The 18972-nt window shown below is 58.2% G+C and carries 15 protein-coding genes and 2 pseudogenes; 13 read left to right on the plus strand and 4 right to left on the minus strand.

What is annotated here, in order from left to right:
• Positions 1-142: 142 nt before the first annotated feature.
• The 3 genes from LVY75_35025 to LVY75_35035 all read left to right on the plus strand — a co-directional run bounded on the left by LVY75_35025 (position 143) and on the right by LVY75_35035 (position 2729).
• Complete coding sequence (locus LVY75_35025; protein ID XAZ26002.1) at positions 143-442, plus strand: hypothetical protein; 300 nt, start codon at positions 143-145, stop codon at positions 440-442.
• Between the two features lie 630 nt (positions 443-1072).
• Positions 1073-1705 (plus strand): hypothetical protein, encoded by a 633-nt coding sequence (locus LVY75_35030; protein XAZ26003.1) that lies wholly within the window; start codon positions 1073-1075, stop codon positions 1703-1705.
• 418 nt (positions 1706-2123) lie between these two features.
• Complete coding sequence (locus LVY75_35035; GenBank protein ID XAZ26004.1) at positions 2124-2729, plus strand: L,D-transpeptidase; 606 nt, start codon at positions 2124-2126, stop codon at positions 2727-2729.
• A 1006-nt stretch (positions 2730-3735) separates the two neighbouring features.
• On the opposite strand, the gene LVY75_35040 is transcribed toward LVY75_35035, so the two are convergent.
• Positions 3736-4188 (minus strand): ferritin-like domain-containing protein, encoded by a 453-nt coding sequence (locus LVY75_35040; GenBank protein XAZ26005.1) that lies wholly within the window; start codon positions 4186-4188, stop codon positions 3736-3738.
• Between the two features lie 898 nt (positions 4189-5086).
• On the opposite strand from LVY75_35040, the gene LVY75_35045 reads away from it, so the two are divergent.
• Together LVY75_35045 and LVY75_35050 are read left to right on the plus strand one after the other, a co-directional pair.
• Positions 5087-5461 (plus strand): hypothetical protein, encoded by a 375-nt coding sequence (locus LVY75_35045; GenBank protein ID XAZ26006.1) that lies wholly within the window; start codon positions 5087-5089, stop codon positions 5459-5461.
• Between the two features lie 149 nt (positions 5462-5610).
• Positions 5611-7464 (plus strand): glycoside hydrolase family 15 protein, encoded by a 1854-nt coding sequence (locus tag LVY75_35050; GenBank protein ID XAZ26389.1) that lies wholly within the window; start codon positions 5611-5613, stop codon positions 7462-7464.
• 290 nt (positions 7465-7754) lie between these two features.
• Here the strand turns inward: LVY75_35050 and LVY75_35055 are convergent, their stop codons facing one another.
• Entirely contained in the window at positions 7755-8150 is a 396-nt protein-coding gene (locus LVY75_35055) for a low affinity iron permease family protein (GenBank protein XAZ26007.1), read from the minus strand.
• 473 nt (positions 8151-8623) lie between these two features.
• Between LVY75_35055 and LVY75_35060 the strand changes: the two are divergent.
• A pseudogene (locus LVY75_35060) lies at positions 8624-9244 on the plus strand (SDR family NAD(P)-dependent oxidoreductase).
• 566 nt (positions 9245-9810) lie between these two features.
• On the opposite strand, the pseudogene LVY75_35065 reads toward LVY75_35060, so the two are convergent.
• Positions 9811-10581 (minus strand): annotated as a pseudogene (locus tag LVY75_35065) (SDR family oxidoreductase).
• Positions 10582-11056: 475 nt separating this feature from the next.
• Here LVY75_35065 and LVY75_35070 point away from each other — a divergent pair.
• The 6 genes from LVY75_35070 to LVY75_35095 all read left to right on the plus strand — a co-directional run bounded on the left by LVY75_35070 (position 11057) and on the right by LVY75_35095 (position 17676).
• On the plus strand, positions 11057-11512 hold the full coding sequence (locus tag LVY75_35070; protein XAZ26008.1) for a hypothetical protein: 456 nt from the start codon (positions 11057-11059) through the stop codon (positions 11510-11512).
• Positions 11513-11521: 9 nt separating this feature from the next.
• Complete coding sequence (locus LVY75_35075; GenBank protein XAZ26009.1) at positions 11522-11845, plus strand: hypothetical protein; 324 nt, start codon at positions 11522-11524, stop codon at positions 11843-11845.
• Positions 11845-12042, plus strand: coding sequence for a DUF2934 domain-containing protein (locus LVY75_35080; protein ID XAZ26010.1), 198 nt, complete (start codon positions 11845-11847; stop codon positions 12040-12042). The genes LVY75_35075 and LVY75_35080 overlap by 1 nt, the downstream gene beginning before the upstream one ends.
• A gap of 1388 nt (positions 12043-13430) precedes the next feature.
• The gene (locus tag LVY75_35085; protein XAZ26390.1) at positions 13431-13622 is read left to right on the plus strand and encodes a hypothetical protein; all 192 of its coding nucleotides are present in this window, start codon (positions 13431-13433) and stop codon (positions 13620-13622) included.
• 951 nt (positions 13623-14573) lie between these two features.
• On the plus strand, positions 14574-17252 hold the full coding sequence (gene ligD, locus LVY75_35090; protein ID XAZ26011.1) for a DNA ligase D: 2679 nt from the start codon (positions 14574-14576) through the stop codon (positions 17250-17252).
• A gap of 37 nt (positions 17253-17289) precedes the next feature.
• Entirely contained in the window at positions 17290-17676 is a 387-nt protein-coding gene (locus tag LVY75_35095; GenBank protein XAZ26012.1) for a hypothetical protein, read from the plus strand.
• Positions 17677-18019: 343 nt separating this feature from the next.
• Here LVY75_35095 and LVY75_35100 read toward each other — a convergent pair whose 3' ends face one another.
• Positions 18020-18451 (minus strand): hypothetical protein, encoded by a 432-nt coding sequence (locus tag LVY75_35100; GenBank protein ID XAZ26013.1) that lies wholly within the window; start codon positions 18449-18451, stop codon positions 18020-18022.
• A 179-nt stretch (positions 18452-18630) separates the two neighbouring features.
• Between LVY75_35100 and LVY75_35105 the strand changes: the two genes are divergently transcribed.
• Positions 18631-18765, plus strand: a complete 135-nt coding sequence (locus LVY75_35105) for an entericidin (protein ID XAZ26391.1) — start codon at positions 18631-18633, stop codon at positions 18763-18765.
• Positions 18766-18972: the final 207 nt, after the last annotated feature.

Here is an 18972-nt window from a genome sequence, read left to right on the forward strand (position 1 = left end):
TCAGCGCCAAGACCAAAAAACGAAACCCTGCTCTTCCCTCGCCTGCCCAGACGGCATTTGCCCGCGCCAGCGTTGGCTTCGTCCTTGAGGTTTCAGGTGCCAGCGGCCGGGAACCACGGGCTTGCGTCGTGGTTGGGAAATCATGCCCTATTTGATCGAGATCCTGCTGCCCATCATACGCTCGCGTCGAAGCCGCACAAATCTTCAGACGGTGCGCGACGAACTTACCGAGAGGTTTGGTGGAGCGACGCTCCATGTTAACGCCCCGGCTGAAGGCATCTGGGAGAATGATGGCTACCTTGAACGCGACCATATCGTTGTCGTTGAGTTCATGACAAGCGACATCGATCACGCGTGGTGGCATTCATACCGCAAGGATTTGGAACTTCGCTTTCGCCAACAGGAGATCGTCCTCAGAGCAACGCATATAGACCGCCTCTAGGGCGATATCCCGAAGGAAAGGGAAGAGAGGAGTTCACCTCCTCGCACCTGCGCGGCATAGGATGGCTTTAGTACAAGACACCACCATCGTTGCCGGACCTCGAGCGTCTCGAAATTTTCCGAGGGCGCTCGACCTCGAGGAAGGGAGCGGCCCTCTCACCCCGCGCAGACCGTCACCGCAGAGGCCGGCGGATGCCGCTGCGGAGGTTCGCGTGATGTGGGGTGGCAAGCCTTAGATGGAAGGTCCGACCTCATACCACAAGCCGTGGATCCGGGGCAGTACGATAGCGGACGAATAATCTCGATGCCCCGAAACGGCAATTCCTCCCCATACCAGCTGTCTGAAAGACAAACTTACCGAGGCCGGCGCGGTTAACGCATCGTCAATACCCGGCTTTCCCTCACGTGCGCGGCCGACCATTCACGAGATTGAAGAAACACTTGCGCAGAATATCGAGTTCACGGCGGGTGTTTCGGGCATGTCAACAGACGCGCACCTCCCATCGTCTTAACACCGCGGCAATAACTGCCACGAGTGGTTGGCGCGACGTGACAGAGGCCACGAGATTTTGACAAGGGTAGTTTTGCAATGGCAGTCAATCGTTGGCTCGGCGTCTCCAAGAAGCCCCTTGTGATCGCGCATCGGGGCGGCGCCCTGCTGGCGCAGGAAAACAGCAAGGCAGCTTTTCGCGCCGCCGCGAAGGCAAAAGCCGATGCGATCGAAACCGATGTCCGCATCACCCGAGACGGAATCCTCGTGAACTTTCACGACGCTGACCTGCAACGGCTCTGTGGCGATCGACGAAGTGTGGCCGAGCTCGATCTCCGCACGCTAAAATCCCTCGTTCCGGCGATCATGACATTGGCGGAGGCGATAGCTTCTTCCGCGCCACTTGGATTGTTGCTGGATGTGAAGCTGATGGACAGGACGTATCTGCCTTTAATCCTCGCTGAAATCTCTCGCGCCGACGCGACTGGGCGCACTCTTCTTGGACTTCGTGACATCGCTCTTATCGAAGCAGCCCGAGACATCGCAGCCGACATTGCGATACTCGCGCTTGCAAGCGATCCGGAGCTGCACCAACGCGCCGCGCAGGCGGGCGCCAATTGGTTTCGTCTGTGGCAGGGCGAGCTGCTCGGGGACGTGCGGCTTCGATCAGAGGCGCCGGCATGCGGCTTGCGGTCATGGTGGGGCAGCCGCGTGATGTGCCCTTGCCGGAATATCCGCGCTACCCCGTCGGCCTGGTCGATGCGGAGGGGTTGAAGGAAATCGCCATCGCAGACCCGGACGCGATCATGCTCGACGACCCTTATCTCCTCACCCGACCATGAGCACACATCCGCGAGTGTCAGCGTCAATCTGGCCGACCAGGGGCGGTGAGCGTCGACAAAGCGTCGGTCAAACGTCCCACCGGCTTTTTGTACTAAGGTCGTCGCGAAATCAGAGGAACGAAGGCGCCAAATGGGCCAGCCGCGCCAGACCGCTCCCTCTGGCAGAGCCTCCGCGCGCCTCGCCGCCTGTTGATCCTATCCCACCAACGTGACGTGACCTGACCAGGCGTAGCTGACCGATTCATGTCAATCTTGTCGCCCGGCAACGGCCCAGAAGGCTGCAAGGCGCTGACATAGTCCCGCCACAGAGCTCGTCCTATTAACGCTTGTTTGACAAGTGGATGAGAATTATGAGGCTCCTTGCTATTCTGATCGCTACTCTCTTGCTGAGCGTCGTTCAGTCTGACGCTCAGGTGTATGCGCCTTACGACGGATATGATGACTATGGCGGCTACGGTTACGACGAGCCGTACAGCCCCTACCCACCGCCGCCGATATACGAGCCACGTCCCCGCTACCGAAACCCGCCACCACACCGGGCGCCCATTACCAGATCGGCAGGATCGATCGCGATCGTTACAGGGGAACACGCTCTCTATTACACCACGCCGTGGGGAGAGCAGTACGTCTATCCCATCGCCGTGGGTCGTGAAGGCAAACAATGGTACGGAGTGACCCGGGTAATCTCGAAGAAAGAACATCCGGAGTGGCGACCGACTGCGAGCATGCGTCAGAAGAATCCAAGGCTGCCTGCCGTCGTCAAACCTGGCCCGAACAATCCTCTTGGCACACGGGCGATATATCTTGCCGATGGGCTGCTACGCATCCACGGAACCAACGACCCCTCGTCCATTGGGACCAATGCGTCGAGCGGTTGCTTTCGAATGTATCGCCAAGACGTAGAGGAACTTTACGATATGGTGCAGCCGGGGACACAGGTTATCGTTCACCGTTGACCTTAACCAACGCAACGTTGCCGTGATCGAATAGGCTCCCACTCCGACCGACCTTGCAGACATCGCCGATGCAACCCTCTCGGCGGACATGCCGGTGGAAGCCTGTAGAATTTCTCCCGGGACCAATCCAGCCGGTTCCGCTTGAGTGGAACGAAGATGAATTTCTTTGACAACGACATTGGGTGACCCAGGAACCTTAGTTTGAGTAACGTTTGCTAAGTGCTTCGATCCACTCGTCCAGTTCGCACCCGTTGAACGTATCGAGAGCGAAGGGGGGCGATCCAGCGCAAGCGCCTCCAGTTGGAGAATGCAAGCTGGCGTTAATCTGTGGCATTTAAGCCGCCCATAGCGATCCCCGGGAAAGACCTGACCTTTTTACCAGTTCGGGGCCTGGCGTTGGAGCGGGCTTGCCGAAATTGACGAGTGTCGCATTGACCTGAGTGTTGGCATTATCAGCCGCCTGCCCGGAGCGGTCATCGATTTCTTCAAAGACAATCCTGTCATCGCGTTTTATAGAGGACAAAATGTGCGTCTGGGACAAATTACGTCCGAACTTTCAATGTTGCGACCATCCCGGAGGTCCTCCTCGTTGAGATCATAACCCATCAGGACGCTCAAGGGCCGATGCCTTCATCCTTGACTCGACTTGCCTTAGCAGGGTTTGAAGACGGCGTCCTAGGATCGCTAGCAGCAAACAGCCTTGGGACGTCAAACGAAGACGATGTCGTTCATCCCTGTTGGTGTCGCGATAGATACATTGCTCGGTAGTGGCAGCGGCCGAACTGTTTTTCTGCCGCTGAACCAGAGCACGAAACACTCAAACCGGGCAAGCCGTCTATCCTGCTCACGCAGCGCACGGGTGGGGCCAGGCTCGGCTCCCATGGCAAAGGCAACCCCTACATGATGCTCGCAGCCATTCTGCCCGTGCGTCCCGCAACTAGGCGACCGCGGTCGATCAGGTCGCCGTGCTCGAGCTCGATAAGGGCGTAGTTCAAAAATGGGCCAGTCAAGATAGTCTGTCCGCCGTCGTGCTCATCCATGCCCTATGACGTTCCTCATCCAAGTGTGCACTCATGAAAAACGCCTTCGTGGCCGGGATGGCATCCTCGTGCCGGATTGCACGCTCATACGCCGTGACGGTATCGTCCTCGTTCGTTTTCATCGCCTTAAGGATGGCGGCATCGCCCATAATTTCCGCTAGAGCGATCTTGCCAGTCGTCAGCACCTTCTTCAAATCGCCTCCGGGCGGCGCCTGCAAACCCAATTCGCGGGCCATCGCGGTAAGCACCTTAAGGTGTTGTAGATGGTCCTGTTTGAAGATTGCGAGTTGTGCGCTGAGCTCCTTGTTGTCGAGCCGATCCATGCAGGACTCGTAGGCGGCGATCGCGTCGTGCTCAAGAAAGATCAGATCCGCTACCAGCTCTTCGATACTGGATCCCTCGCCGACCATCGTGACCATGTTGCTTCCTCTCTGCGATGTTTCCCAGCACCAATGGTCGAGGGGCATCGATGTTCCCCAGGCTCGGGGAACTGTTCGCTACCGTACGCAGATCACTGCGCGCGACGTGACAATCAGGTTCAGGCTGCTCGCCACTCCCAGCGATCATTAAGGCGACCGACAGGCGGAAACGCGCAGGGGAACAATTACGCGCAGCAGCCATTAGAGTGTTGGGGAGAGGAGGCTGGATGTTCGTTCTGCTGACAATCTTGAGCGCCCTGATTGCCACATTGTTCGTGGCCTCGGTTGTGGCGACCATTCATGAACTGAAAAGGGAAAGTGCCGACAAAAGTACATCGCGTGGCGCACTTCCATGGTAAAATCGGCAGCAGCCTGCCAAGCGTATAAACAGCTGCACTGAAGAAGGTTTAGTCCTTCTCACACACCGACTTCTGCGAAATCGACCATCAAGCGTGGTTACTGCTCGTTGGTGCTCACGCACCCGTTTGACCATCGGCCACCTTCACCGATTCACTCTGGCAACATCTTACCCCAGGGCCCTCATCGACGACCATGTTGCGAAATCGATCGACGTTCCGGAACAAACTGATCGTATGCAAGTCATTACGATGGGATCGCGTGGCGGGCCTGTTCTCGCCCTTTCCTCTGTTCGCGCTGAGGCCGCGCGGTCCCACCAAGCACTTCCAGCTCAACTAGGCTGAAACGCGTTTTTCAAGCCACATATGGTAATCATTGGCTACTTCTCGTTCAGGCGTTCTGCGGATCTATCGCGTGGGTATTGGGTCATGGACATTCGACACCCTCACCGGAACTTGGTTAAGTCATCGTCATCTTCAAAGATTGCCGACGACTATTGTCGTCGGTTAGTCACAAGCCCTGGCATGAATAGTGACATGCAATGCAGAAGGCGAAACGGTTTATTCAGCAGGTGAATCCGAAGTATTTCATCACGGCCATGGGTGTCGCGGCTCTGGCAGCATGTTCACAATTTGAGCTTCTTGAGACGCCGCTCGCACGGGTGCCGCTGGTTGCGCCGGTGACCGACCAAGCAGTGATCGCAGATACCGTCGGACGTGGTCCTGTCGGCGCAACTGCGCTGGCCTGGGCCAATCCATCAACGGGCAGCGTGGGTGTCATTGAAGAGATCGCTTTCAGCATCGACGGTCCGAATGGATGCCGCCGTTTTGTGACCAGCCGGCAATCGGTCGACGGGACAACGCGCTTCAGCGGCGTTCCCGGCCCGTCCGGTGACAGTTGGAAACCCACTGCCTAACAAGGGTTGATTTCAGCTTAACCCAATCTCTGTGGTCACTCTATGACTGCCTGCTTGGTCAGGTCGTTCTTTCAAATCCGGAATCCAGCCACGATCCCGGGACCCATTTGGTCTATCATGCGTTTTCTCGTGGTTTGCATGGAGCGCTCATGGACCCGCGAACAAAGTCCGATCGGCTGTCGCCGCAATCGCTTAGAGAGGCCACTGTGCCGAGGCCGATTTCGGATCACGGTGTTATCGGCGATCTCGCCACTATGGCGTTGGTTGCCAAGGACGGTGCAATCGATTTCATGTGCTGGCCGAATTTCGATAGCCCTACGATTTTTGCGGGCCTTCTCGACCCTGAGCGCGGCGGCGTCTTTGAGCTTCGCCCCGAAATCGACGACGCGCGGGTCACGCAGCAGTATCTCCCGGATACGAACGTCTTGCTCACGCGGTGGATGGGCAAGGATGCAAGTGCCGAATTGACCGATTTCATGGCGGTAAGGGACAGCGACAGCGATAGACCAACGACGGTTGGGCGCCGGCTTCGGGCAACACGTGGCGAAGTTCTCTTTACGATGCAATGTGCACCGCGTTTCAACTACGCCCGCGAATTGGTGACGCCCGATGTCGACAAAACCGTCGCGTTGTGGCGGCCGTCGCAAGCTCAAGGTTTTCGTCTCTCTGCGAACTTGGCGCTCACAGCCGACGCTACCGCCGTCCGTGCCAGCGGGAGGCTTGTGGCCGGTGAAACGGCCGATTTCATTCTTTCGAGCATCGATGACGAGCAAATCGCAATCCCGGAGATCGATGACTTCGAAAATGCCACCATCGCCTTTTGGCAGGATTGGGCAGCGAAATCCACGTATCGCGGCCGCTGGCGGGAGATGGTCACCAGATCCGCCCTGTCGCTGAAATTGATGACGTCGCGGCGTCACGGCTCTATCGTCGCTGCCGGAACGTTCGGCTTGCCGGAAGCGCCCGGCGGCACTCGAAACTGGGACTACCGCGCAACCTGGATCCGCGATGCTTCCTTCACCGTCTATGCCTTAATGCGGCTCGGCTATAGGCAGGAGGCAGAAGCCTTTAATTCCTGGATCGGCAAGCGCGCCATGAAATGTGGCGCCGGTGGCAAACTCGACATCATGTATGCCGTCGACGGCAGCCGAGTGCCTGACGAGATCAGCTTGGATAGCCTGTCGGGTTATGACGGGTCACGTCCTGTGCGGATCGGCAACGGGGCAGCAGAGCAGTTCCAGCTCGATATTTATGGCGAGTTGATGGATGCGATCTACCTGAGCAACAAATATGGCCACGCTATCTCGCACGATGGGTGGAAAGGCGTGCGCGAAGTCATCGACTACGTCTGCCAACATTGGCAAGACGCGGACGCCGGCATCTGGGAAATGCGGCGCGAGCCGCAGCACTTTCTCCATTCCCGGCTAATGTGCTGGGTTGCCGTTGATCGCGCAATCCGTCTTGCGAGCAAACGATCTCTTGCCGCGCCATTCAGCAGGTGGATCGATGTCCGCAACGATATATACGAGGATATCTGGGCGGGCTTCTGGAACGAGGAGAAAGGGCACTTTGTCCAAACCAGGGGTGGAGACAGTCTCGATGCTTCCCTGCTGCTGATGCCGCTGGTGCGTTTTGTCAGCGCCACGGATCCTCGTTGGCTCGCGACCCTTGATGCCATTGGAAAAACCTTGGCCGATGACGGCGTGGTTTATCGCTACAAAAATGCAGATGGGTTGAGAGGCAGGGAAGGCGCATTCTCAGCTTGCTCTTTCTGGTATGCTGAATGCCTTGCGCGCGCCGGAGACCTGAAGAAGGCCCGCCGCGTGTTTGAATCCGTGCTCAATTACGCCAATGATCTCGGACTCTACGCAGAGGAATTCGATGTTCGCGGAGATCTGCTTGGCAATTTCCCGCAGGCGTTCACGCATTTGGCCCTGATCAGTGCAGCCTATTATCTCGACCGCGAACTTGACCGGCGCAACGATCAGGAATGGCGACCGTAAGATGCACTGGTTCGCCGCTCTAACAGTGCTTCAATCAAGGCAGCTACGCGAGGGTGTCTTGGTTTGTCTCCGACCTGGGCCTTCGTGTTTCCGTCAGGAACCGCCCGGCTTGTTGGCGGCGACGGCTTTTACGATGTCACCTGAGGGAGGAGGGCCTCCGTCGTGCCTGCCATGAAATCGCGGCTGACGAGGTGGTGGCAGGCGATTGGCGCGGAGCGAAATGAAATGTCGTCGCTCTGAGAGGTCTTGCGCGGCCGGGCGTGAACAGGGAGAAACCTTCCACGGGACCGTCAGGCGGGCGTTTGACTGCGTCGGCTTTCTTCAGCCTTGTCATCGGCGGCGTCACCGACGCACTCGGCCCTTTCGGCAAGCTTCTTGCTCATCTCCCGCAGCTGCTGCTCGTCGAGCTTCTCAATGCCAACGAACTTGTTCTGCGCCTGCGAGGTGAGGATGAGCTCGTCAAGCTTCGCCTGCAAGGCTTCCCCGTCACGGTTCTGTGAGTTCTGAAGAACGAAGACCATGAGAAAGGTGACGATCGTGGTGCTCGTATTAATGACCAGCTGCCACGTTTCGCTGAAGCCGACGAACGGCCCGGACACCGCCCACGCAAGGACCGAGCCGACTGCCAATCCGAACGTAGCAGGCCGACCAGACCATTGTTCTCGCAGACGGTTCGGAGACGGCACAGCAACGGCCCGTCGGGCGCAAGGCCCGGTGGGAGCATATGGAGAGCGCGGAGTCCCTGCTTCATCACACAAGCAGGATTGCACGGGGGGAGCACTAACCGGAGCGGTCACAAATGCATTGGAACTTTTGCTGATAGTCGAGGTTCGACGCGCGGATCGTGCGGCGAAGCTGTCTTACCTCAGACCCTCATGGCTGCCTTGCTGCGCGATCCACCCTGTTGTTGTGCTCCTCAACATCTCGCTCCAAAATGAGAAGGATCTCGTGGACAACATCGGCGTCATCGAACACTCCGGATGGCTAGTAGCCGAGGCGTGCAAAGGGCTTGGGCCAGCCAGCATCAGCTCAAGCCTCTCGGGGCCTTGAGTTAGATGAGCGCGACCTCAGAAGACCACCGAGTGATCGTCATTACCGGCGCATCCAGCAGTAAAGGCCGTGCGACGGCCGTCGCATTGCCGCTTGCGGGGATCGACTGATCCTTGCGGCGCGCGATTGTTCGACACTTGAAACTGTCGCCGCTGTATGCACCGAACTGGGCGCGAGCGTCGAGTTCCTATCGACAGATGTCTCGGACGAGAGACAAGTCGATGATCTCGCGTCCCTTGCTCTCACCGCGTTCGGCAGGATTGACTTGTGGATAAATTGCGCGGCAGTCTTGGCGTTCTGACCCTTCGCGGAACTGCCGGCGGATATATTTCGTCGGATCATCGACGTCAACCTCACGGGAACCGTCCATGGATCGCGCGCCGCGATCAAAACGTTTCAGAAGCAGAATAACCAAGGCACGCCCATCAATGTCGGCTCGATGCTGTCAATGTTTGCGGAACCCTATCTCAGCGCCTATGTCGCCAGCAAATTTGCCATCTGCGGGTTTTCGGCAGGCCTGCGCCAGGAGCTCGCGCACCATCCTGATATTCGTGTCTGTACGGTGCTTCCGGTCGCTATTGACACGCCCATCTACCAGAAAGCCGCAAATGTTGCTGTTCAGCCAAGGGCAGAAACGATAGCCGGGGGTACGGATACCTGCTCGATACCGCATGTCGCCTCATCTGGTGTCTTGTGTGAGCACTTGGCTGGCGCCAAAAATGCAGTTTGAACAAGGCTCTGCGACCGCAGGCAACGTGTTCATAAGTCATGGCCCTCGCACCATCGATGGTGGATGGTGGCATTATTGGAAAGAACGGCTGCGGGTCTGCCGGTAAGCGAGATGTTTTTTTTGACGTGGAGCGAGAAGGACAACCATGCCCCGCGCGGGATGAGCGCCGAATTTACGTTCAGACGCTATAGGTGGCATTCGTTGCGTTACTATTAGATGTCGGCACATGGGTGGCCAGCCTCGCATCTTTGGTACGGCCAAGGCCGTTCAATGCGTCACAGCCGTGCTGATGCGGATGGTTTCGATTGCCTCTCATGATGCCGTGACGCGTACCAGTGGCCGTTTTCTTGGCCTCCCGGGCTACTTGATCGGCACTATTCGTTAGATCGCGAAGCTCAGGCCTGCGATCTATAACACCCGGTTTTTGTACACGCAGCGTGCTTCCTGTGAAGGGTGGAGCATGAACCTCGGAATAAGGCATTTTTTGCCGTCGCGCCCTGTCGGGGCTGAGCCGTCAACAAAGCAGCGCGAACCGCGGTCGGAAATCGCGTAGCGAGGACACCTAACTTATCGCAAGCCTGGCCGCCATCGACCCAGACCGGCGAACCGGTCATGTGGCGGGCATCATCTGACGCAAGAAAGGCGATCACGGCGGCGACATCCCTGCTTCTGCCGGGCCTTCCCCCTGTAATCGGGACTTGTCCTTCGGGCCAGACAACCGGTATCGCCATCTCCTCCTCCTTGCGAAGGTCCGTATTGCTTTCGATGTTCGTCTCGATTTCACCGGGACAGACGGCGTTGATCCTGATGTGATGGCGGGCTAGTTCAAGTGCGAGTTGCTGCACCATCGCCACCTGCCCTGCCTTGGTCGCCGTATAGGCCGTTGCGCCGGGCGTCGTAAATGTTCGCGTTCCATTGATCGAGGACACGACGACGATTGCGCCACCCCCCGCACGCTTCAAGTGAGGCACCGTCGTGTGGATCGTCAGGAAGGTGCCTGTGAGGTTGATCGCGATGGTGCGGTTCCATTCCTCGAGCGTCAGATCATCGATCGGCGCCCACACGCCATTGATGCCGGCGTTGGCGACAACAGCATCGAGCCTGCCGGCCTGTGCGACGAGACCGTCGATTGCCTTCCTCATCTCCTGTTCGTTGGAGATGTCGGCCCTTAGCAATATGGCTTCACCCCCGCGTGCGCTGATTTCACGCGTGGTGACAGCGATTTCGGCCTCTGTGTGGCCAAGCACGCCAACCTTATATCCGCGAGAAGCCAGCAGAACGGCTGTCGCCTTGCCAATACCCGATCCTGCTCCCGTCACCAGCGCGACTTTCGTCATTTCCGATCTCCTGCATTCGCCGGGGGGCGCGCCCCGACCTTGATGATGATGCCCTCGTCATGTCTTGAGTGATATCGCCACCGGTTATGCCTTCGCGATCAAGGTCGGCAGAAAGGACCAGATCTCCGCCACACCATTCGCTCATTCAGGATCCAGCCAAGAGATTGAAGCTACAAGAGCGGTGGCCGGTTCCGGTACGAGAACGTACGGTCGCCCGCGAGAGCGCTACACCTTCCTTGAAAGCAGTTATCGTGTCGGATAATTCGATTGAGCATGCTGTCTTTCGTGACGGCTGCGACCCATACCTTTTGCCGGTGCCGTGGATGATGTGACCATCATCTTTGCCGCTCCCGCGGCCTGTTCCATCTCTATGCTCTTCAGCTTCTTTGGAACTCCGCATCGTCAAGGGTGTTCATGACGATGGTGGGACGGCGCTTTTCAACTGCGCCGTCACCGAGCAAGCCAGGAGACACATATGGTCAAAGTTCCAGCGGTCGTTGACTTGGAGCAGGAGGGTACCGAGCAGCGTGCGACACCTGTCGATAAACCTGAAAAAGGCCCGGAAGAGAGTTCCCCGCCATCTGAACCACGATCGCCGAAGGTTCCGTTCCAAGCTGAACCTTTTCAATTCGCACCCCCCGGCAACCTTACCCGCGACGATGACGCTCCCCTCGTCGATCTTGCTCTTGCGAGCGTACGAGATCATGATCGGGTGTCGGCGAGCGTATCGCCGGACGAAGAACTGGAAGCTCTCCGCGCCGAGGTAAGCAGGCTGCGGGAGAGCGTTGCCGAGATCGGTTCCGCGTCCGCCCGCGTCCTGCGCGCAAGAAGCGAAGGCCTGGTGGATGATGCCCGCGCCCGGATTAGGCGACATCCTTTCGGCGCTGTGGGCTGCGCCCTCATCGTTGCTTATTTATTCGGTAGAATATGAGGTTTTGCCGTGTATGAAGACCGCGACCGCTACAATCGAGCTTGGTTGCCGCACAAGAGGCGATCCCAAGGCGTCCGTCGATTGGTCGTTCGAGCGTGCGCCAAGGGCAGGCTCTGGAAGTTTGGAAAAGATATTTCAACACCCGACAAACAGTTGGTGGAGATCGCGGTGAACAAGTCAAAATCGATCGGAGACAAGCCGGAAGAGCATACCAGCCTCGTGCCCCCCATCGAGGAATCGAGCAAGCAACAGGAATTGGCTTCGCGGCCTGACGAGAAGGAGAAGCTCTTGCCGATCGGGAGTCCCGAGATAAAAAAGAAGAACAGGGGTTGATGGCGTTGGTCAACCAGGATCGTGACGACTGGATCGCTAGACGGGCATACGAGTTATGGGAACACGCGGGGCGGCCCTTTGGCCACGAAGCCGATCATTGGGATGAAGCTTCAATCGAATATGACCTGGCCAATCCCTTGCCCGCCAAGAAAGCAGTGACCGATGAAGGGTCGCGCCAACCGACGATCTTTCGTTGACTTTGTTTATTCGCCACGCGAAAGCTGAACGGCGGGCGAGCAAGAGCTCTCGCAAATCCAGAAAGCGAGCGTGCTGCAGCAGACAACAAGGTGCGGGTGGGCCGATCGGGGCGACTGCGCGCAGAAACGAACCAGGTCTGAGGGGATCGTCGTCCGTCCAATGTGGTTTCCAGCCTCAGTTCTGAGCCCCTCCTCCCTCCATCGGGATCCCAGATTGAGAAGGTCCTGCAGGCGCAGGGTCGGTTAGCTGACCCTGTAGCAACGCAACGCAAGCAAACATGGCTCCCACAAAAATGGCCGCGATTGCGACTGCCCAGAGCGAGCGGGCTGTCCCGGCTCGCCCCCCGCGCTTTCCTTGAGCTTCATATTCGGTTGACCTCTCTGTTGATCCGTAAGGGTCATTGTCCGTCACATCACTCTCCTGAAAATCAATGCCGGCAAGAGGATCAATAGGACGAGCGGCTGGTGTTCCCGAGAATCGGCTCTCTAGTAATCCTCCGCTTGCATCTTTGCCTCGTCTTGCGCGCTGATCCGTTGCCAGCCAAGCCGCTTGAATGAGGCGATCCGCACATCCCTGCTTTAGGCAGCCCATCCAGCTTCTGTTTTTCGGGCCGAGCATTTCCATCGATGCTCGCGGCCGACAACGAGAAGGAAACTCGCCGTGCCTCAAAAGGATGCAGTACGGCTCCGTACAGTGCTGGCGGGCCAAGCTTGAAGAGCGACAAGGCCGAACAGCTTGTCAGCTTCGGGGATGGACACCGATGCGCAGGCACGATACGCGGGCTCATTGGCGAGAACCGATCTGGGACAGGATGGTGGAGGGAGGACCGGACGCCACGAGAGAACGCTGTCTTTGCAATTCGAGACACTGGTCCTGGGAAATAAACAGATCAGCGGCGTCTAGTCCCCGCCTCAGTGAAGTTGTACTGGCCGCTCGGCATATTCGTTTCGAGGAACGCGGTCCACTTGTTGATCTGCCCTCACCGCTTTGTGTGCGCGATCGCGCTGCCGGTGGTGGAGCGTACCGCGACTGGCAGCACTTGAGGTGAAGCATGCGGAGCCAAAGTCGAAGCATCGTAACGGGAACTCATCCTCATGCTTCTTGTTCGTGCCGGACGAGGGCGAAGGAGACGATCGACAAGCCGTGCCGTTCGGCGTGGTAGAAACACATGCGGCGTCAGCCTGGGACGACGACCGTCACGGCAGCTCGCCGATGCGAAACCGGACGATCGCCGCGTTTGAGTCGTTAATTGTAAGGCAATCGCCGGTGTAAACGAGAGATGGGAGTAACCGATGTTGAAAGACATACGCTTATCTGGCGGGATCGCAGCGATCATAATCAGCCTTGCGCCTGCGCTGCACAGCCGACGACAAGCTCGTCTGCTGGCATACGACCGCTCCCCGGGAGCCTTACCTACGGGGGCAAGGCTGTCCACTCCCGCTATAAACCTGGAACCGTGGTGAAGAATTCCTTCCTGGGTGAATTTGGATATCGCGTATTCGAACGCTACGTCGTACAGCCTGACGGAACTCTGAAACTCACATACCAGATGATCGGACCCGATTTCCTATGGGACTAATTCCGTTCCTGGCGCGCCCCTGATAGCGACGCATCGCCCAAGCGGCGCTGGGCCTGTCTTTAGTGCCTGACTCGCCTACCCGCGAAACATGCATTTGCCACTCTGAAGATTGGCGTGGTAGCCACATCCTCGCCCGCGCCGTCCCCTGGGCATCCATTCATTCGAACTATTCCAGGATCTCTGAACCGCCGCGACCATTTGGTCATTTTTGGGTTGGGCAGCAGTGGTGGATCAGTCCACTGGTCCGTGCCGTTCCCAACCCCAACTCGGAATGACCAGATTCGCGGAACTTTTCGGCCTTGGCGGGATGCTTAGAAAAGCGAGCGCAGATTGTGGCCAGCCAAGGGAACGGGAGGACGACCTTGCCGGTCGTTGTTGGTCGGTTCATCAACGACCTGCGGCAGCCATTCACGCCGCTCCAGCGCCATGAGATCCGCCGCCCTCTTCCGCCAAGAAAAGGGCGGCAGAGATATCCACGGTTACCGAAAGGCAGGATCATCTCGCTTCTCGTTCCCCTGGAAATCAGGGCGTCGCCTGTCTACGAGCTCGATAACTCCCCATTCAAGTCGAGGCCGCCAGTTGATCATCATCATGGACGAAGAACGCGCTCTTTCGTGCGACGGGACGACGACAGGCCGCTCTTCGAGAGGCTGGAGCTGTTGTGAAAAGCCCGTATCTCACGAATATGCCTTGAGGACTACAATACGAACGGATCGGGGAACAAAGCGAGCCTCGATCGCGAGGTGCGGCCTGTAGCGGAACAAAATCAACCTTTGCACGCTTCTGATAGCGAGGTCGCCGGCCGGGCAGCAGGAACGGACAGGGATGACACGACGCTGCTCAAGGCTTCGTCGCCACCAAGCGCTAGTTGAAATCCTGCCTGTCCTATCCGATCCGCGCCGATCTCTCCTCTACTTTAGAGGCGGACGACGAATTCGTAAGGGAACTACAATGGCCAGCGACAAGCTCTCGACCTACAAGCAGAAGCGAGACTTCAAGAAGACGCAGGAGCCGAGCGGCCAGGCCAAGCTGAGAGCATCAAACCGGAGGCGCTTCGTGATCCAGAAGCACGATGCCACGCGTCTGCATTACGACCTTCGCCTCGAGCTGGACGGGGTCTTCAAATCCTGGGCAATAACGAAGGGCCCATCTCTCGATCCGCAAGACAAGCGGCTGGCTGTCGAGGTAGAGGACCATCCTCTCGACTACGGAGACTTCGAGGGAACCATACCCAAAGGCCAGTATGGCGGCGGCACGGTGATGCTATGGGATCGTGGCTATTGGGAGCCGGAGGGCAACAAGAGCCCGCAACAGGCTCTGGCCAGAGGTGATTTCAAGTTTTCCCTGGAGGGCGAACGTCTTCGTGGCAGCTTCGTCTTGGTGCGCATGCGCAACGACCGTGACGGCGGCAAACGAACCAACTGGCTGCTGATCAAGCATCATGACGATTTGTCTGTCGAGGAGAACGGCGCCGCCGTGCTCGAGGACAATGAGACCTCGGTCGCCTCTGGCCGGACAATGGCAGCGATTGCTGCCGGCAAGGGAAGAAAACCGAAGCCGTTCATGGCGGAAAGCGTTGACGTGCAGGCGGATGCCATCTGGGACAGCGACCGGGGTCTGGCGGCCGAGGAGCGCACCACGGGCGCTAAAGGCAAACGGCAAAAAAAGGCGAAAGAGGCAGCAAAGTCATCCATTTCACCAAAGTCAAACATGCCCGACTTCATTTCGCCGCAGCTATGCGAAACACGCGAGCGCCCGCCTGGCGCTGCCGGGTGGATCCACGAAATCAAGTTCGACGGCTACCGCATCCAGATGCGGGTCAATGACGGAAACGTCACGTTAAAGACACGCAAGGGGCTGGACTGGACAGCAAAGTACTCGGCGATCGCCGGATCCGCCTCTGCTCTTCCAGATGCGATAATCGACGGTGAAATCTGCGCTCTCGATGAAAATGGTGCACCCGATTTCGCCGCGCTTCAGGCAGCGCTGTCTGAGGAAAGAACAGACGAACTGGCGTTCTTTGCCTTTGACATGATGTTTGAGGGCGAGGAGGATCTGCGAGAGCGTCCTTTGGGTGAGCGGAAGAGCCGCCTGCAGAGAATGCTCATCGATGCCGGCGATCCGCGGCTGCGTTTCGTCGAACATTTTGAGACTGGTGGGGACGCGGTCTTAAGATCGGCATGCAAGCTATCCCTTGAAGGCATTGTCTCGAAACAGGCGGGTGCTTTCTATCAGTCGGGACGCACCGAGACCTGGGTCAAGTCAAAATGCCGCGCCGGTCACGAGGTGGTCATCGGCGCCTATGCAAAGACAAACGGCAAATTCCGCTCGCTGCTCGTCGGTGTCAATCGGGGCGACCATTTTGTCTATGTGGGACGTGTAGGGACGGGATATGGTGCAGGCAAGCTCGAGACGCTTCTGCCCAAGCTACGCGCATTGGAAACGACCCGATCACCATTTACCGGGATGGGCGCGCCGAAGAAGGACAAGGAGATCGTCTGGGTGAAGCCGGAGTTGGTGGCCGAGATTGAGTTTGCCGGCTGGACTGCCGACGGGCTTGTACGGCAGGCGGCTTTCAAGGGTCTTCGTGAAGACAAGCCTGCGACGGAGGTCGTCGCCGAGAAGCCCGCCGCGCCCGAGAAGGCAGACACTCCCGATCCGGGGGCGTCTGCGGGACCAAAGCGAGAGCCCGGGCCCCTCCGCAAAGGTGGCAAGGAAGATGTCATGGGCGTCTTGATCTCCAACCCCGACAAGTCCCTCTGGCCGGACGCCAGCGACGGCGAGCCGGTGTCGAAGGCGGATCTCGCCCGCTTTTACGAAGCGGTCGGCTCCTGGATGATCGACCATATCAAGGGACGACCGTGCTCGATCATCCGTGCGCCCGATGGCATTGGTGGCGGGCAATTTTTCCAGCGCCACGCGATGCTCGGCACCTCGAATCTTCTGGAGCTGGTCAAGGTGTTCGGCGACAAGAAGCCCTATCTCCAGGTCGATCGGATCGAGGGCCTGGCTGCCATTGCCCAGATCGGCGGGGTCGAGCTGCATCCATGGAATTGCGAACCTGGCCAACCGGAAGTACCGGGCCGGCTTGTCTTTGACCTCGATCCAGGTCCTGATGTACCCTTCGCGAGGGTTGTCAAGGCAGCTCGCGAAATGCGCGACAGACTAGAAGAACTCGGGCTCGTCAGCTTCTGCAAGACAACCGGGGGCAAGGGATTGCACGTCGTCACGCCGCTTGCCGTACCGAAAGGCAAGAAGCTGATCTGGGCCGAGGCGAAGGGATTTGCCCATGACGTCTGCCTGCAGATGGCTCGCGACAATCCTGAACTTTACCTGATCAAGATGGCGAAAAACCAGCGCAACGGCCGCATCTTCCTCGACTATTTGCGAAATGACCGGATGGCGACCGCGGTCGCGCCTCTGTCGCCACGGGCCCGGCCGGGCGCTACGGTGTCGATGCCGCTGACCTGGAGCCAGGTCAAAACCGATCTCGATCCGAAACGTTTTACCATCCGTACCGTGCCGACGCTGCTTGCCAAGACGAATGCCTGGCAGAACTATTGCGATGGGCAGCGATCTCTCGAGCAGGCGATCAAGCGTCTGGCAAAGGCGACGAGACAGGCCGCGTGACTAGCGGCCTCGTCGCGGACCGGCAGGAGGATCTCAATTGCTGGCGAACATCATGCAACGATCGAGCTGCTGGAGACTTCTGGTGCGGGCACTCGGCCTCGCGTTGCTCGGTCTCGGCATCCTCATTCTCGTCGAACCGTCGATAGGCGCGTTGCTTTTTGCCGCGCCCATGGCCGGAATTGCTGACCCGCTCTTCCTGCGCGCGCTCGCGGCCCGAGATCTTGCAACCGGCTCCTGGCTGTTGGCTTCCCCATCGATCTCGATGCCCGCCGCCACGGTTTCTCTTTTCGCGATCGCCCTGATACCGTTTGCGGACCTGTTGCTGGTCCTGTCAGAGTGCGGATGGACCCTGGCGCTGGTGCCGCACGCAGCAAGCCTCTTTGCCGTCATGATGCTCGCGCTTTGGGGCCGCCATCTCGCCTAGCCAACGGATACAGCATTTGACCGCCCGTGCACCGGCCGATTTTCAAAATGTCGCCTTCCCAGGCTGTTGCCTGACTAGTGTAAACGTGCTCCGGAAAAGGCAGCCCAGTCGTCAGAAACTACCCGCGTTCGACCCGCTTGCAGCTCTCGTGTTCGAGCTCGGCTGCACAAGATCCTACTGTCCGCGGCAATGCCACAAAGCAAACGAGTTTGCTCCGAGACGCATTGACGTAAGCTATACGACAAATAGCTTTGGACGTTGCAGCGACGGCGTCGAGCAAAGCGCGTCTGTTTCGATGCTGAAATCAGGTGCGATTGGCGCCTCGAATAGGTCTGATTTTACGTCAATGGAGGGAACGTTTCACCACGGCCAGAAAGAGATCCCCAAGCCGGACTCGTTCTTCCGCCACCATGAACAGGATGTTTTCCAGGCGGCGAGCAGACAACCTCGATCGCTCAACGCGGCAATGATCCTGTGCCTCTAAAGAGATACGGGGGCCAATTCCCGGTTGATACTGGGCAAGAGCGAGGCCCGCCCTGATCAGGAGCGCGCGCGTATCGGGGCGGTGTTCGGCGGCAATAGCGACGCAAAAGGCCTTCACAAGCCTCAGCTTTGAGATGGGTAATTCAATTTCATCGACCACCTGCTTGCGAATATCGTTGGCTTTGACGAATCGGAGGTAATCATCGACAAGAGCATTAGCCCGCTCGAGTTCATCAAGGGCGTCGATATCGCCAACGGAGCGATGATAGTCCCCTTCGAGCGTCAGCCGCATAGCGTTCTCCTTTTGAACGGAAACGCTGAAAACTGCCGTTGGTTCATTCGAGCTCGCGCCGGGATATCTATCGAGGTACGCGCTCTGATATCGACCAGTCGTTGGAACCTTGAATCCTCCAGACGGTTATAGTGTGATTACAACGAAACCGGGGTCTTTCCATGAAAATCGCTTGTGCAATGATCGCAACACTTATCCTTGCTATAACCCTCTCATCCTGCGGCAACACCATTCGCGGGATGGGCCAGGACACAGCCAACACAGTGAACGCCACGCAAAACGCCGGACATCGCGTCGCCAACGCAGCTAAATAGGATCCATTGGCCCGTCGCCTCGTCAGGCCGACGGGCTAATGCCGGACCGGGAACGCATCCGCTTGTTGCTAGGAAGTTATTGTCGCCACCAGGGCTCATTGGATAGGCACCCAGGACGCATTTTTCACCCGCCCATCAGATATCGCCGATGGCACTCTCCTTTTTCAGACGTTCAGGCCGACCAAAGAAAAGATCATCAGCGTCAGA

The sequence above is a fragment of the Sinorhizobium sp. B11 genome, from assembly GCA_039725955.1.
Classification (GTDB): domain Bacteria; phylum Pseudomonadota; class Alphaproteobacteria; order Rhizobiales; family Rhizobiaceae; genus Rhizobium.

Bases quoted from the DNA above. Each gene is read 5' to 3' on its own strand.
- LVY75_35025 (XAZ26002.1), top strand. From the start codon at position 143: ATGCCCTATTTGATCGAGATCCTGCTGCCCATCATACGCTCGCGTCGA.
- LVY75_35035 (XAZ26004.1), top strand. From the start codon at position 2,124: ATGAGGCTCCTTGCTATTCTGATCGCTACTCTCTTGCTGAGCGTCGTT.
- LVY75_35040 (XAZ26005.1), bottom strand. From the start codon at position 4,188: ATGGTCACGATGGTCGGCGAGGGATCCAGTATCGAAGAGCTGGTAGCG.
- LVY75_35045 (XAZ26006.1), top strand. From the start codon at position 5,087: ATGCAGAAGGCGAAACGGTTTATTCAGCAGGTGAATCCGAAGTATTTC.
- LVY75_35050 (XAZ26389.1), top strand. From the start codon at position 5,611: ATGGACCCGCGAACAAAGTCCGATCGGCTGTCGCCGCAATCGCTTAGA.
- LVY75_35070 (XAZ26008.1), top strand. From the start codon at position 11,057: ATGGTCAAAGTTCCAGCGGTCGTTGACTTGGAGCAGGAGGGTACCGAG.
- LVY75_35080 (XAZ26010.1), top strand. From the start codon at position 11,845: ATGGCGTTGGTCAACCAGGATCGTGACGACTGGATCGCTAGACGGGCA.
- ligD (XAZ26011.1), top strand. From the start codon at position 14,574: ATGGCCAGCGACAAGCTCTCGACCTACAAGCAGAAGCGAGACTTCAAG.
- LVY75_35100 (XAZ26013.1), bottom strand. From the start codon at position 18,451: ATGCGGCTGACGCTCGAAGGGGACTATCATCGCTCCGTTGGCGATATC.
- LVY75_35105 (XAZ26391.1), top strand. From the start codon at position 18,631: ATGATCGCAACACTTATCCTTGCTATAACCCTCTCATCCTGCGGCAAC.